This is a genomic window from Burkholderia sp. Bp9143, from assembly GCF_003853645.1.
Taxonomy (GTDB): Bacteria; Pseudomonadota; Gammaproteobacteria; order Burkholderiales; family Burkholderiaceae; genus Burkholderia.
This window is the reverse complement of record NZ_QTPO01000061.1, coordinates 1-15,644: the sequence shown is the minus strand read 5'-3', so window position 1 is coordinate 15,644 and position 15,644 is coordinate 1. Positions and strand designations below refer to the sequence as shown.

The 15,644-nt window shown below is 66.8% G+C and carries 11 protein-coding genes; 8 read left to right on the top strand and 3 right to left on the bottom strand.

Translation table 11 applies throughout. From position 1 onward, the window contains the following. Window positions 1-15: 15 nt before the first annotated feature. The 3 genes from DIE23_RS33405 to galU form a co-directional block, all read right to left on the bottom strand. Window positions 16-1,281, bottom strand: coding sequence for a glycosyltransferase WbuB (locus DIE23_RS33405; RefSeq protein ID WP_124616419.1), 1,266 nt, complete (start codon window positions 1,279-1,281; stop codon window positions 16-18). A 175-nt stretch (window positions 1,282-1,456) separates the two neighbouring features. Beyond that, entirely contained in the window at window positions 1,457-2,038 is a 582-nt protein-coding gene (locus DIE23_RS33400; protein ID WP_124616417.1) for a phosphatase PAP2 family protein, read from the bottom strand. Between the two features lie 96 nt (window positions 2,039-2,134). Then, window positions 2,135-3,019, bottom strand: coding sequence for a UTP--glucose-1-phosphate uridylyltransferase GalU (gene galU, locus DIE23_RS33395; protein WP_124616415.1), 885 nt, complete (start codon window positions 3,017-3,019; stop codon window positions 2,135-2,137). Between the two features lie 406 nt (window positions 3,020-3,425). On the opposite strand from galU, the gene DIE23_RS33390 reads away from it, so the two are divergent. The 8 genes from DIE23_RS33390 (at window position 3,426) to DIE23_RS33355 (ending at window position 15,207) form a co-directional block, all read left to right on the top strand. Continuing rightward, the gene (locus tag DIE23_RS33390; protein ID WP_124616412.1) at window positions 3,426-3,620 is read left to right on the top strand and encodes a flagellar transcriptional regulator FlhD; all 195 of its coding nucleotides are present in this window, start codon (window positions 3,426-3,428) and stop codon (window positions 3,618-3,620) included. 49 nt (window positions 3,621-3,669) lie between these two features. Beyond that, window positions 3,670-4,056: a flagellar transcriptional regulator FlhD gene (locus tag DIE23_RS40500; RefSeq protein ID WP_260436291.1), complete on the top strand. Its 387-nt coding sequence runs from the start codon at window positions 3,670-3,672 to the stop codon at window positions 4,054-4,056. 286 nt (window positions 4,057-4,342) lie between these two features. Beyond that, window positions 4,343-4,798, top strand: a complete 456-nt coding sequence (gene bcsD / locus DIE23_RS33380) for a cellulose biosynthesis protein BcsD (RefSeq protein WP_124616410.1) — start codon at window positions 4,343-4,345, stop codon at window positions 4,796-4,798. Between the two features lie 50 nt (window positions 4,799-4,848). Next, a complete protein-coding gene (gene bcsP / locus DIE23_RS33375) occupies window positions 4,849-5,268 on the top strand; it encodes a cellulose biosynthesis protein BcsP (protein ID WP_124616465.1) in 420 nt (139 codons plus the stop codon). Beyond that, on the top strand, window positions 5,265-6,044 hold the full coding sequence (bcsQ, locus tag DIE23_RS33370) for a cellulose biosynthesis protein BcsQ (RefSeq protein WP_124616408.1): 780 nt from the start codon (window positions 5,265-5,267) through the stop codon (window positions 6,042-6,044). Before bcsP ends, bcsQ begins: the two co-directional genes overlap by 4 nt. Continuing rightward, window positions 6,041-8,248, top strand: coding sequence for a UDP-forming cellulose synthase catalytic subunit (gene bcsA / locus DIE23_RS33365; protein WP_124616406.1), 2,208 nt, complete (start codon window positions 6,041-6,043; stop codon window positions 8,246-8,248). The genes bcsQ and bcsA overlap by 4 nt, the downstream gene beginning before the upstream one ends. Before the next feature lie 4 nt (window positions 8,249-8,252). Then, window positions 8,253-10,748: a cellulose biosynthesis cyclic di-GMP-binding regulatory protein BcsB gene (gene bcsB / locus DIE23_RS33360; RefSeq protein WP_260436290.1), complete on the top strand. Its 2,496-nt coding sequence runs from the start codon at window positions 8,253-8,255 to the stop codon at window positions 10,746-10,748. Between the two features lies 1 nt (window position 10,749). Continuing rightward, window positions 10,750-15,207, top strand: coding sequence for a cellulose biosynthesis protein BcsC (locus DIE23_RS33355; protein ID WP_124616405.1), 4,458 nt, complete (start codon window positions 10,750-10,752; stop codon window positions 15,205-15,207). Window positions 15,208-15,644 lie beyond the last annotated feature (437 nt).

Below are 15,644 nucleotides of genomic sequence, written 5' to 3'. Positions count from 1 at the left end.
GGATCGAATGCGGTTTCAAAAATCCGGATGCCGTGCGCCGGATACGTCGGCGGGGGCCGGCTCGGGACGCAATGCGCGCAATCTGGCGTCGAATTCGCTCAACACAGCGTCGCGCGACAGAACAGCTTCGGCGAATCTGCGCCCGGCCTGGCCCAGGCGAGCGCGCTCGGCCGCGTTGGCGGCGAGCGCGTCGATAGTCGATGCAAGCGTTTCGGCGTCGCCCGGCGGCACGACGATCCCGCGCGACCCGACCACGTCATGCAACTCCGTGCCCGGGCTCGCCATCGCGATCACGGGCCGCCCGCTTGCGAACATCCCGGTCAGCTTGGACGGCATCACGAGATCGGCCGCGTCGGCGCGTTGCGGGAGGACGTGAATGTCGGCCAGATTCAGCAGCTCGTTGAGCCGGCTGATCGGCTGCAGATCCAGGAAGCGGCAGTTCCTGAGGCCGACACAGCGCATCAGGAGCTCGGCGCGCGCAGGCCCGTTGCCGCAGAAGACGAACACCACGTTGTCGCGCGATACGAGCCGTTCGGCCGCGCCAGCCAGGATATCCAGCCCTTGCTTCGTACCCATGTTGCCGGAATAAAGCACGATCGTTGCGGACGGGGAAATGTACAACGTGTTCCGAAGCTCGCTCGGCCGTTTGAGCGGGTAGATCGAATGGGTGTCGGCCCAGTTCGGGAAATGCACGAGCTTGCGCGGATGAATACCCTTGCGCATCGCGCGCTCGATCATCTTCCCGGAGATCGTCGACACGGTATCGAAGCGCTTCAACAGCATGCGCTCGATCGCGAGCACGGTACGTTTCAGCAGGGATCCCTTGAGCATCCCGAGGCTGAACGCCGCATCGACCTCGTAGTCCTGGATGTGTAGCCACGCGTGGGCCCCGGTCAACCGTGCGACGAACCAGCCGGCGGGCGCGTTCAGCAGGCTCGGCGCGACGCAGACGACGACGTCGGGCCGCCACACCGCATGTCGCAGCATGACGGGGAGACTGGAGAGTGCGAAGCTCGCGAGGTGCGCGATGCGGCGGGCACCGCTCGGTCGCGACGGAACCCACAGCGGCGCCCGCCAAAGCGCCACGCCGCCGCGACGCTCGGTCGAGTAGCGTAGCGCCGAGTATCCGCTGCCGATTCGCCACTCGGGATAGTACGGCGGCGCGCACACGACACGCACGGTGTGGCCCTTCTCGACGAGCGTATCCGCCATTTCGGCGGTGTACTTGCCGATGCCGGTCAGCTCGGGCGCATAGTTGATGCCGTAGATGAGGATTTTCATCGGCTTCCAGCGAGACGTAAAAATGGTGCGGTGCGTTATAAGCGCATTGTCGGCAATGCCAACCGTACGAGTCCGACAGAATGTTGATCGGTGCCGCCAATCAACGACGGCGGCCGTCTGGAACCCGGGTGAGCGCGCGCGGCGCGCGCAGCGTCACCGAACGGGCAAGCATCAGTCAGGGAAGATGCGCGCAAAGCAGTGGCGAATACATCTCGATCGCAACCTGGATCGGCGCGTGATATCCATAGGAGACGCCGGACACCGCCAACACCGAAACCACGGCGAGCGGGCGCAATGCCGGTGGCAGGATCGGCGCGTCCGTCCACCGCTTCAGCAACAGGGTGATGACGATCACGCCGAGCATCCAGCCCACGATCACTTCGGACGCGGTATGCGCATCCTCACGTACGCGTTCAAAACCGATCGTCGCGGCGAGCACGAGTCCCGGCAATAGCGCGAAGCCGGGGCGCATGCTCCACCCGTCGTGCAGCATGAGCAGACATGCCATCGGCCAGACCGTTGCCGCCAGCAGCGTATGCCCGCTGATCGCGCGGAAGTCCATCGCCCGAATCTGCAATCCGCATCCGACATGAAGGATCTTCGTGATGCCGACGATGAACATCGCCGCGGCAAGCAGCGTGATCCACGATAGCGCGATGCGCCAGCCATACATCGAGCGCGTGAGCCAAGCGAAACAGACTGCGGCGAGCGGGAGCGTCAGCGCCGCGTCACCGAGGTTGCCGATGGCGAGCCACATTTCCGGTCCTCGAAGGACGAAACCGATGTATCGATCGCGCGTGGCGTGAAAGGCCGGCCACTCGGTGCGCCGCGCCACCGCGGCGCACGGTTGGCGTCAGACGACGAGCTGCTCCGACATGCGCGCCAGCAGATACCGCTCGAAGTCTGCCGCGACTTCCGGATGCCGCAGCGCGAATTCGACCGTCGCCTTCAGGTACCCGAGCTTGCTGCCGCAATCGAAGCGTGTGCCGTCGTAGCGGTATGCCAGCACCTGTTCATCGGTGAGCAGCGACTGGATCGCGTCGGTCAGTTGCAGTTCACCGCCCGCGCCGGGTTTGAGCCTGCGAAGATGCTCGAAGATCTTCGGCTTCAGCACATAGCGACCGACGACGCCAAAATTCGACGGCGCATTCGCCGGTTCGGGCTTCTCGACGATCCCGGACAGCTTGAAGAGATCGTCTTCCCAGCGCTTGCCGTCGATCACGCCATAGGATTTCGAATCTTCCGGGGCGATTTCCTCGACGCCGATGACCGACGCATGATAGTGGTCGAAGACGTCGATCATCTGGCGTAGCACGGGCTTCGGGCCATCGAGCAGGTCGTCGGCGAGAATCACGGCGAACGGGTTGTCGCCGACGAGTTTCTCCGCGCACAGGACGGCATGACCCAGCCCGAGGGCTTCGGCCTGGCGAACGTAAAAGCAGTCGACATGGCTCGGCTTGATGCTGCGTACCAGGGAGAGCAGCTTGTCCTTGCCGCGCGCCTCGAGCTCTGCCTCGATCTCGTATGACTTGTCGAAATGATCCTCGATCGCGCGCTTGCTGCGTCCGGTCACGAAAATCATCTCCGTGATGCCGGCTTCGATCGCTTCCTCGACCGCATACTGAATCAACGGCTTGTCCACGACCGGCAACATTTCCTTCGGACTCGCCTTCGTAGCCGGCAGGAACCGCGTGCCCAGGCCGGCAACGGGAAAGACGGCTTTCGTCACTTTCAACATAGTGGTAATTCCATGAGTTCGGAATGAAGAGCGGACAACGTCGATGTCCGATGTCGGCGTACGGGCGCAACGGAATATTCGACGTCGTACAGGACGCAATTGCATGGTCGCGCACGTGCAATTCCGGAAATCCTAGGTGTATTTGCGAATGAGGCGGCGACTGAATCCTGGGCGAATCCGACAGGCTGATTGAAAGGCTGCGCATTGCAGGAAGAATTATTTTGAAACGGTATGCATGTGGCCGAATCGGCGTTATATAGCGGATTGTGGCTGTCGTTTGTCGGCAGGAAATCGCTCGCTTGGTATCCGGTTTGACGTTGAAGACCCGGAATCCGGACGGATCTGGCAGATGCGTCCGGATGCCGGCGCATCGAGATCACGGGCGTGTCATGGGGAGGGAGTGGCGATGGAACAGGATGATGTCTGTCACGCGCTGGAATCATTGGATCCCGCCTATCTCGAACTGATGCAGCAGATGTTGAAGATCGATTGCGAGGTGGCGACGCGCGAGCTGGGCATTTCGAATCAGATCGCGTCGTGGATCATCGCGCTGACGCCGACGGAGATTGAAGCGCTGGTTAATCGTCGCGCGCAGCCTTAGCCGGCACCGCGAGCGTCACGCCACTGACTTATATTTCCAGTAAGCGGCAATGGAAAAATGGCGATTTGGCGGATTCCGTCTAGGCTTTGTCCGCTGGTCGATACGTTCAACACGTAAAGTGCGTGGTCGAAAACTCCGGGCGTCGAGAATATGCGCCCTGCGGCCGGCTGAATTTAATGGCCGTCCAAAAAAAGGAACGATCATGGCCAAACAGAACGAAATCTTCGACGCGATTGCGGAATTCAACCGCTCATACCTGACGCTCGCCCAGCGCTTGCTGCAAGCGGATCGCGAAGCCGCGAAACAACAACTCGGCATGTCCGACGAGACGGCCTCGATCGTCGCCGCATTGACCCCGGCGCAGATCGACGTGCTGGCCGAGCGCCACGAGCTGTTTTGCGAATTCCGCGCGGAGTTCTCTCCGGGCCGCGCCTGACAAGGCCGCCTTTCCGTCGTTTCATGCACCACGCCGCGCACGAACGCTGCGTGATATCCGGTCGCCGGTCCGCATAAGCAACCCCATTCGTCGACTGCCGGCGCCGCTCCGGCTGGTTGAATCCGCCGGTCACATCGGACGGTTTGGCGTTTTACGGCTAGATTCCGGCCGCCTTCGCGTGCCCGGATTCGATACGATGCGCAAAACGCTGTAGCCACGATGCCCGCACGAGACGCATACGATGCGGTCACGCCAATCATTGTTTTTCACCGGGAATCCGTTGTCCATGCAGCGAATTTTGGAGCATCTTCTCGAGCGTCAGGTGTCGCTCCAATGGCGTGGATTCCTGGAGGCACTGGCCGTCGAATTCGCCGATCAGCTCGATCGAGACGAGCTACGGCACCTGATGGCGCGCGTCGGGATGCGCTTCGCGGCCGCCCATCCGCTCGGCCCTTGCGAATCGACGGACGATCTCGCGAATGCGTTGAATGCGCGCTGGCGCGACGCGCAATGGGGTTATGCCGAGCTGTCCGACGAGCACGAATTCCTGCGCATCGTCCATTTCGCCGCGCCGTTGCGCGCGCTTGGCACCGGCCATCTCGCGTGGTCCTCGGCCTTCCTGCAGGGCGCGTATCAGGGCTGGTTCGACAGCGTCGGCGCGGCCGGCCTGCGCGTGGTGCAGGACGTCGTTCCTCAGGACGACTCACGGATCGAACTGCGCATTGCGCGGGCAAGGAATTGAGCGGTCCGGTCGACCGGAATATCCGCGATAACAATTCAATTGGGCACGCTATGTCGACCTCTCGGGATATCGAATCGCTGTTTAAGCGTTTCGGCGGTGACGCCGGACGTTATCAGGAAGTCCGTGCCGAAGCGGATGCTGAAGCGGCGCGCGCGCGTTGGCCGCTGCTCGAGGGTGTCGAACTGCGCGAATGCGAGCCGCACGCGCAGCCGGGCTCCGGGGCGCCGAAGGGCGCGCCGGGCCTGCGCGATATCTTGATGGCGGACACGCAGGCGGCACCCCCGCCGGCTGCGGTCCGGCGCGATCTCACGCAGGGCCCGTTGAAGAAGCTGGTCGGAAAGCGGTCGGCATCGGACGCTACCGATGCGCGAGGGTCGTCGCAGCCGCTGGTCCGGCTGTTCGAGCGGCTGCGAAGCGAGGCGCCGGGAGAGGGGCACGACGAGCCGTCGACGCGGACGGGCCGCTCATGAAGATCGTTGCGATCGCTTCGGCCAAGGGCGGCGTCGGCAAGACCACGCTGGTCGCGAACCTCGCGGCCGTGATGGCGGCGCGCGGACGGCGGTGCGTGAGCGTGGTGGATCTGGATCCGCAGAATGCGCTGAAGCTGCATTTCGGCGTGCCGCTCGAGATGAGCGACGGGCTTGCCCACGCCGGGCTCGACGGGCTGGACTGGCCGCCCGCGGTCGTCGACGGGATCGTGGTATTGCCGTTCGGCGTGGTCGGTGAAGCGGACCAGCGCCGCTTCGAGCGACTGCTCGACCGCGACCCATCGTGGCTCGCGCGCGGGCTCGCGACGCTCGGGCTCGGCGACGACGACATCGTGATCATCGATACGCCGCCGGGCACCTCGGTCTACATGCGTGCCGCGCTGACGGCCGCGAATTTCGTGCTCACTGTCGTGCTCGCCGATGCGGCGTCGTACGCATCGATCCCGAAGATGCGGCAGATGATCGACGCCTACGCGGCGACCCGCGCGGATTTCGCCGGCGACGGTTATGTGGTCAATCAGGTCGATCAGTCTCGCGAACTGGGCCGCGACGTGCTGCGGGTGCTGTGCGACAGTCTCGGCGCGGAGCGATTGGGCGGCGTGATTCACGCGGACGAAGGGGTCGCGGAAGCGCTCGCGTGCCGGACGACGGTGAATCACTACGACCCGCGTTCGCAGGCCGCGGCCGACCTGAACGCGTGCGCCGCGTGGCTCGAGCGCGCGATCGATCAGCGCGTCACGGCACGGAGCATCGCTTGAGTGCCGGCGCGAATTCCGCGCGACCGTCGGCGGTCGACCGGTTTGTCGACGCGTTGCCGGGCAGCGGCTGGCTCGTCACGCTGCCGCTCGCGGCATGCGCGCTCCTGGCGCTGTATGTCGTGTGTACGGTGCCGCTCGACAATGTCGGGCAACTCGTGTTCGCGACGTGCTGCCTGGCCGGTTCGCTCGCGATCCGGCGCGTGGACGGTCGCTACGCGACGCTGGTCATGATCGTGCTGTCGGTCGCGGCAACCGGCCGGTACATGTACTGGAGACTGACCGAGACCCTGGTGTGGTCGCATCCGCTCGACGCGGCGTGGGGCACGCTGCTCGTGGCGGCGGAAGTGTATGCGGCGGCGGTGCTGCTCCTCGGCTACTTCCAGACAGCGTGGCCGCTGGGGCGCAAGCCGTTGCCGTTGCCCGAATCGCGCGCGCACTGGCCGACCGTCGACGTGTTCATTCCGACGTACAACGAACCGTTGAGCGTCGTCAAACCGACGATCTATGCAGCGCTCGCGCTCGACTATCCGGCCGACAAGCTGTCGATCCACGTGCTCGACGACGGGCGCCGCGCGGAGTTCCGGGCATTCTGCGAATCCGTCGGCGTGCACTGGACGATACGCGATCACAATCGTCATGCGAAAGCGGGCAATCTCAACGAAGCGCTGAAGACGACCGACGGAGAGTACGTCGCGATCTTCGATTGCGATCATGTGCCGACGCGCTCGTTCCTGCAGATCTGCCTCGGGTGGTTCATTCGCGATCCGAAGCTGTCGATGCTTCAGACACCGCATCACTTCTTTTCGCCGGATCCGTTCGAGCGCAACCTCGACATTTTCAGGGAGGTGCCGAACGAAGGCGAGTTGTTCTACGGACTGGTGCAGGACGGCAACGATCTCTGGAACGCGACGTTTTTCTGCGGATCGTGCGCGCTGCTGCGCCGCTCGATGGTAGAGGAGATCGGCGGCATCGCTACCGAGACCGTGACGGAGGACGCGCATACGGCGCTGAAGCTGCATCGCCGCGGCTACACGACCGCCTATCTCGCGATACCTCAGGCAGCGGGCCTCGCGACTGAAAGCCTGACCGGACACATCGGCCAGCGAATCCGCTGGGCGCGCGGCATGACGCAGATATTCCGCATCGACAACCCGTTGCTCGGGCGCGGACTGACGCTGGGCCAGCGACTGTGCTACCTGAACGCGATGATGCATTTCTTCTACGGCATCCCGCGGCTCGTGTTCCTGACCGCGCCGCTGTCGTTCCTGTTCTTCGGCGCACACGTGATCCACGCGCCCGCGACGATGCTCGCGCTTTATGCGCTGCCTCACGTGGTCCATGCGAACGTGACGAACTCGCGGATGCAGAGCCGGTTCCGGCATTCGTTCTGGGCCGAGGTCTACGAGGCCGTGCTCGCGTCGTACATCGCGTTGCCGACCTTGCTCGCGCTGGTCAATCCCCGGCTGGGCACGTTCAACGTGACGGCCAAGGGCGGCCGGATCGACCGGGGCTATTTCGACTGGGCCATTTCGAAGCCCTACCTGAGCCTGGTCATCCTGAATGCGTTCGGCCTGGCGATGGGCGCGCTGCACATCGCGCTGAACCGTCATGTCGGCAGCGAAGTGCAGACGACGGTGTTCAACCTGGCGTGGACGACATACAACCTCCTGATTCTCGGCCTGGCCGTGGCCGCGGCGAACGAACGCCGGCAGGTACGCGTGACCCACCGCGTCACGGCACGGATTCCGGTCATGCTGCGCTTCGCGAATGGCCGCACACTGGCCTGCGAAACGCGCGACTACTCGGAGGGCGGCATCGGCGTGGCAGTCCCCGACGACGCGCGCATTCCGGATCGCGAACAGGTGACGGTGTCGCTGTTTCGCGGCGTCGACGAATACGCATTTCCCGGGACGGTGGAATACGCGGAACCGGGGCGCATCGGCATTCGGTTCCAGAGCCTGTCACAACGGCAGGAGTTCGATCTCGTCAGCTCGACCTTTGCCCGCGCCGACGCATGGATCGACTGGACGGCCGGCCGCCGGCCGGATTCGCCGCCGCGTGCGTTCCTGCATCTCGCGATGGTCGGCGTGCAGGGGTTGCTGCGCGTGACGGGCCGCCTGTACGCCGACCTGCGCACGGGCGGGCGCGCGGCCACGCGCAGCGACCGCGGCGGCGACGCGATCGAAACGACAACGAAAAAATAGCACGATGGCAGAGAGCATGACGTGGGTGTCGCGACAGCGCGGCTGCACGCGCCGCAAGGCGTGCGTTTCGCAGGGCGCGGTCACCGCGCGCCTTGCTCGGGTCGGCTGGCACGCGCGCTTGCCGCGCAAGATGCGCTCGCTCCTGTGTTGGGCATTGGCGGGCGGCATCGCGTCGGGCATCTGGGCATCGGTCGCGATGGCGCAGGGGCCCGGCGCGGTGCGTGCGGCGGATGGCGCGATGTCGTCGGGCGAACGGCCTGCGCCGTCGCCGGCGCTGCCCGTCGGGCCCGTCGCGGCGCGACCGCCGCTGCTCGCCGAGCCGGTGCCCGCGGCCGAAGCCGCGCGTCGGCGCGCGGGCGGGCCGCCGACCACGGCCGACCCCGGCACGCTCGTGCCGGGCGGCCGACGCCAGGCGTTGACGTTCGCGGATCTCGGCGCGCGCGATCCGCTGCAGTTGCGCGGCACGGACGGCCAGAACGGCGTGGCGTTTTCGGTCCGTCGCGACGAGGTCGTCACGGGCGCGACGCTGCATCTGGTCTACAGCTACTCGCCCGCGCTGCTGCCGGATCTGTCGCAGCTCAAGGTGCTCGTCAACGGCGAAGTGGCGGCGACGCTGCCGCTGCCGGCGGCCCAGGCCGGGATGATGGTCGCGCGTGACGTGCCGATCGATCCGCGCTTCGTCACCGAATACAACCATTTGAATGTTCAGCTGATCGGCCATTACACAAACGGCTGCGAGAATCCTGCCAGTTCGTCGCTCTGGGCGACGGTGAGCAACGCGAGCCGGCTCGAGCTGACCTATGCGCCGCTGCCCGAGCGGGCGGAGCTTGGCGTGCTGCCCGCGCCGTTCTTCGATCAGCGGGACGTGCGGCGGCTCGAGGTGCCGTTCGTGTTCGCCGCGCGGCCACCGCGCGAGACGCTGGAAGCGGCCGGCATCGTCGCGTCGTGGTTCGGTGCGTTGGCTTCGTATCGCGGCGCGCGGTTCCCGGCCCGACTTGGTGGCCTGCCGGAATCAGGCAACGCCGTGGTGTTCGCGACGCCCGACGATCGCCCGGACGGTGTGCCGCTTCCCGTCATCGACGGCCCGACGCTGGCCGTCGCCGAGCGGCAGGCCCCCGCCCATGGTCAGCTATTGCTGGTTCTCGGGCGAACGCCGGCCGAACTGAAGACCGCGGCGCTTGCGCTCGCGCTCGGCAGCAACGCGCTTGCGGGCACCCGCGCCACGGTGACCGGGCTCGCGAATCCCGCCCCCCGCGTGCCGTACGACGCGCCGAACTGGCTGTCGTCGACCCGCCCGGTGCGGTTCGGCGAACTGGCCGGGGAACGCGCGCTTTCCGTGTCCGGATACGAAGCGGGCCCGGTCCGGGTCGACCTGCGCATTGCCCCCGATCTGTTCACGTGGAGTACACGGGGCGCGCCGATCGATTTGCGTTATCGATACACGCCGACCGCGCGCGCCGACCGCTCGTCGCTCAACCTGAGCGTCGGCGATACGTTCGTGAAGGCGCTGCCGATTCCGGCACGCGAATCGTCCCGCTGGAGCCTGAGTCGCTACCTGCCGTTCGCCGCCAGCGGCATCGACCGCGCGACGCTGCACGTGCCGCCGTTGCTGGTCACGCCGCGCACGCAATTGACGCTGAACTTCTTCTACGAGATTCCGGACTCGGGCAAATGCACCGGGCGGCTGCTGCAGAACGTGGCTGGCACGATCGACCCGGACTCGACGATCGACGTATCGTCGTTTCCGCATTACATGGCGCTGCCCGACCTCGCCGCGTTCGCGAACAGCGGTTTTCCATTCACGCGAATGGCCGACCTGTCGGACACGGCCGTCGTGCTGCCAAACGAGCCGACGCCGGACGTCTATGGTCTGTACCTGCTCGCGATGGGCCGCATGGGCGCGTCGACCGGTTATCCGGTCAGCGGCGTGGCGGTGACGGATGCGGGCGGCGTCGGCACGTTCGCGTCGCGGGACCTGCTGATTCTCGGCGCACCGGATACCCAGCCGCTGCTTGCGCGGTGGGCCGCGCGCATGCCGTTCGACGAGGATCGCGGCGGCGGCCTCTTCGGCCGCGCGAATGCGGCTGAGTCGCCTGGCGCCGAGCGCGAGCGTGTGCGTGCGGGCCTGTCGATCGTGTCCGACGGCACGAGCGCGCTGATCGCCGGCTTCGAATCGCCGTTGCGAAAGACGCGCAGCGCGGTCGCGCTGATCGGCCCGACGGGCCATGCGGACGAGGTGCTGGGACGCGCGCTGCTCGACGACGACATGCTCACGTCGATCCAGGGCGCGATGGTCGTGATTCGCGATCGCACCGTGACGGTCACGTCGACTAGCACGTCGTATCACGTGGGTGCGCTGCCGCCGGTCACATACCTGCGTTGGGTCATGTCGGCCCGTCCGCTGCTGCTTGCGCTGATCGGCGTGCTGGCCGCCTTCATCGCGGCGGCGCTTTTCTATCGTTTGCTGGGTGCGCGGGCGGCGCGCCGGCTGAAGGAGTGACATGCGCGTCCGACGGTTAGGCAGGCTCGGCCGCGCTCGCGCGGGCGGTGTCGCGAGCCTCCTGTTCGCGCTTGCGCTGCCGCATGCCGCGGCCAGCAGCGATCCGGTGAAGGTGCTCGTCGAACAGGGCCGATACTGGCAGGCGCACGGTCGAGGCGACCTCGCGGCGCAGGCCTGGAAGAAGGTGCTGGGCGTCGAGCCGGATCAGCCCGATGCGTTGTTCGGCATGGGGATGGTGCTCGCCGATCGACGCGATGCCGACGGCGCGCGCCGCTATCTGGACCAGTTGCGCCGAACCGCTCCCCGTTTCGCGCGGATCGACGAGCTTGGCCGCCGGCTGGGCGATGCGGGCGCGCGGGACGGCGAGATCAGCGACGCCCGCCGCCTCGCGCAAACGGGGCAAAGCGAATTGGCCGCCCGACAGTATCAGCACGCGCTGCAGGGTGCCCCGTCGTCGCCGGCGCTGCAGCTCGAATATTTCCAGGCGCTTGCGGCCACGCCGACCGGATGGAGCGAAGCGCGGCGCGGTCTCGAACGGCTCGCGCGGGACAACCCCGACGATCCGCGCTATGCCCTCGCGTATGCGCAACACCTGACCTATCGCGATGCGACGCGCCGCGACGGCATCGCACGGCTCGAGCAGTTGTCCGCCGACGCCAAGGTCGGCAAGGACGCGCGACAGAGCTGGCGCCAGGCGCTGCTCTGGCTCGCGGCAAGGCCATCGGATCAGGCGCGCTATCTCGCCTATCTGAAGGCGGTGCCCGATGATCCGCCGGTCAAGGCACGCTACGACAGCATGGTGCGACAGGATCAAGCCGGTCGCGAGCGCGATCAGCAAGGTGCGTCGAACGAAGCACGCGGCCGTGCGATCGAGGAGGGCTTCGCGGCACTCGAGCGCGGCGATCTCGACGCGGCGCGGGCCCGCTTCGATGCCGTGCTCGGCAAGTTGCCGAACGACAGTGATGCGCTGGGCGGTCGCGGTATCGTCGAACTGAAGCAGGAGCGCTTTGCGCAGGCACGCAGCGATCTCGAGCGTGCGTCGCGAGGCGGGAATGCGGCGCGCTGGCGATCCGCGCTGGACAGTGCGACGTACTGGTCCTACACGAGCGAGGCGCTGGGCGCGCAAAGCAACGGCGACTTCGCACGGGCGAAAGCGCTGTTCGAGCGCGCGATTCTGGCGGATCCGTCGAATGTCACCGCGCAGGTGCTGCTCGGAGATGCGCTGCTGGAGCATCGCGATGCGGGTGGCGCCGAGCAGGCGTATCGGATGGCGTTGCGGCGCCAGTCCGACAATCCGGACGCGATACGCGGCCTGGTCGGCGCGCTGGCCGCACAGGGACGCGGCGACGAAGCGTTGCAGTTCGCGACGCAACTGAGCGCCGAGCAGCAATCGAAGGCCGGCGGCCTCGACCGGCTGCGTCGCACGGCGGAGGCGGCGCAGGCGCGGCAGGCCGAAGCGCGCGGCGATCTGGGCGCGGCGCGCAGTCTGTTCGAGGATGCGCTCGCGGGCAGTCCGGACGATCCGTGGCTGCGGCTGGACCTGGCACGCGTGTATGTGCGGCAAGGTGCGATCGCATCGGCACGCAGCGTGATGGACGGATTGCTGGCCGAGCGGCCCGACATGCCCGACGCGCTCTATGCCGGCGCGCTGCTGGCCGAGCAGACGCAGGACTGGAGCATCGGGCTGCAGCGCCTCGAGCGCATCGCGCCCGCGCAACGCACGGCGGCGATGACGACGTTGCAGCACCGCCTCTGGGTTGGCCAGCAGGTTGCCCTCGCGACACGGATGGCGCGCGAGGGCCGACGCGCACAGGCGCTCGGCGTGCTGCACGACGCCGAGGGAATCGGTCTGTCGATACCGGCGCTTGCGGCGCAGCTGTCGGCGGGCTATGTGCAAGCCGGCGACATGTCGCGTGCACTCTGGATCGTGCGGTTTGCGCTTACCCGGGAGCCGGACAATGCCGGCGTGCTGCTGCAGTACGCGCGGATTCTGCTGACCGTCCGCGACGATGGGCTTCTGGGCGACGCGATGCGCCGGCTCGCCGCGATGCCGCTGTCGCCCGCGCAGCGTGGCGACTTCGAACGCCTGAACCTCGAGATCGTCGTGCGTCGAGCCGATGCGGTGCGTCAGGAGGGCGACCTTGCCGGCGGCTACGCCGTCATCGCGCCCTGGCTGGCCGCGATGCCCGACAGTCCGGAGCTCCAAGCCGCGCTCGCGAGGCTGTACACGTCGGCCGGCGACGCGACGAACGCGCTGAAATGCTATCGGGTCGCGCTGGCCCGCCGGCCCGACGATGCGGGATTGCTGGTCGCGGCGATCTACGCGGCGAGCAGCGCCAAGGCCTGGCGCGACGGTGAAGCGTTCGCGACCGCGGCGCTGCGTATCGCGCCGGATGATCCGGCGTTGCTTGCTGCAATCGGCCGCCTGTATCGCGCAGAGGGAAACCTGTCGCTCGCCGCGCAGTATCTGCAGCGTTCGCTGCTGGTCGCCAATACGCCGCCCGCGGCGAGCAAACCCGAACGGTCGAATGTTCCGCGCGGTTGGGAAGACGCGATGCGGCGCATCGGCGCGAATCCGTTGCCCGGTACCAATCCGTTCGAAGGCAAGACCGCCGTCGATGTCGTTCGTCCGTCTGCCGGCTCCGGCGCGGCACTTCCGCTGCCGGGCATGCCCACGTGGTCCACCCCGTCTTCTTCTGCTCCGACCGTGCCCTATACGATGCCGCCCGCGCCGCCCGCGACCTACGTCACACCGTCCGCCGTGCCGGAAGCACGCACGGCGCCGACCGCCGTACCCGTCCCGCTGCGGGCAGCGGTGAGCGATCCCGGCGGCTACGGCCAGGAGAGCGTCGGTGCGGGGGAGTCGGGGCGTGCCGCGACCGCACGGCGGTATCTGCCGTATCGAGAGCCTGGCGCCGACGTACCGCAGGCGGGGGCGTCCACCGGATGCGTGTCGCAGGCCGATTCCAACGACGAGTGTGCCGGCTACGTCGCCACGCCATGGCCGATGTCGCCGGCGTCGCGCGCCGCGGCGACGAGTGCATCGCCGACGGCATCCACGTCTTCCGCCAGAGCGAGCCGGCCGCCGCGCGGTGGCGCGAAGCTCCCCATCGCGCGGTCGTCCGTTCCTTCGCCGGCGTACGGGCAGCCCGATGCATCGTCTCGCTATATCCCGCAGCCACCGGCAGGCTATGCGAAAAGCGCGACTGCGGCCCGGTCGACGCAGCCGGATGCGGGCACGGACGCCAGCGGACAGATGCCCGATGTCGCGTCGGAGCTTGCCCAGGTGAACCGCGAGCAGGCCAGCGCGGCGACCGGCGGCCTCGTGTTCCGAAACCGCACGGGCGAAGCGGGGCTGTCGGGCCTCACCGATATCGAGGCGCCCCTGGAAGGGCGTATCAAGGCGGGTAACGGTCACGTTGTCGTGACGGCCACCCCGGTCATGCTCGACGGCGGCAGCTCGGGCACCGATGTGCCGACCCTTGCGCGTTTCGGTGCGGGGCTCGCGACGGCGGCCGGCGGCGGCTCGCCGGGTTCTCAGACGGCGAGCGGCGTCGGTCTCTCCGTCGCGTACGAAGGCAAGCAATTGAAGGTCGATATCGGCGCGACGCCGGTCGGGTTCCCGTACCAGGACATGGTCGGCGGCGTGCGCTACAACGGTGCCATAACCGATCGGGCCGCCTACTCGCTGGCCGTCACGCGCCGCGCGGTGACCGACAGCCTGCTTTCGTTCGCAGGCGCGCGCGATGCGAGTGCCGGCCTCAAGTGGGGCGGCGTGACGCGCAGCGGCGCGCGCGGCGCGCTGAGCTGGGACGACGGTACCAGCGGCGTGTATGTCGCGGGCGCGTTCGACTACTACGACGGCCATCACGTGGAACGCAACTTCGCCGGAAAGGGCAGCGGGGGCGCCTATACGCGCGTGTTGAGCGACACGGACCGGACGCTCACCATTGGCGTCAATGCGACGTGGATGCGTTTCAGCAAGAACCAGTCGTATTTCACGTACGGGCAGGGCGGTTACTTCAGTCCTCAGCAATACGTGATCCTGAACATTCCGATCGAGTATGCAGGCAGAACGGGCGCGTTTTCGTACGATCTGAACGGTTCGGTCGGTGTGCAGCATTACCGGCAGAACGCGGTGCCGTATTTCCCGCTCGATTCGGGCATGCAGGCGCAAGCAGCGGCGAACGCCGCCACCAGTCAAGCGGTGGGGCTGGACCCGGGGGCCGTGTATCCGGCACGCAGCAAGACCGGCATTGCCTATTCGCTCGCCGCGCGCGGGGAATACCAGATCGCCCCGCAGCTCGCCGTCGGCGGGACGGCATCGTTCGGCAACGCGTATCAGTATCGCGAGTGGACGGCGGCCGTCTACCTCCGCTACAGCTTCACGCCGCAAGGCGGCGTGCCGCTGTTCCCGCCACGCGCGTTCACGTCGCCGTATCTCGCGGAAGCCGACTGACCGGATTCGCATGGCGTCGTGGCGACTCCATGCGAAACGCAGCGCATGCCGTCGGCCTCGCCCATACGCACGCTGGCGGATCCGTTCAGAGCTTTGTCGGTCCATCGGCGCGTTCGCGACGTACAGTGTGTCATCGAGAATACGGCGGATACCGAACCACCGTGTCCGAGCGAATCGACCGGCAGAGCGCACGCGCGGGCCATTCAGAACCGATCATGGTTGAACAACACGATATTTCCGATGCGATCCCGGAATGCAATCGATCGTGTCTCCTGTTTGCGAAGCGGTTGCTCCTCGCCAATCGAGACGAGGCCACGCGACGACCGGGCATGTCGGAAGTTTCCCATGCACGCAACCGAAAGAGAATCGATGATCTCCCAATCCATCTTCAAGGCATATGACATTCGCGGTGTGGTCGGCAAGACGCTCGACGCCGA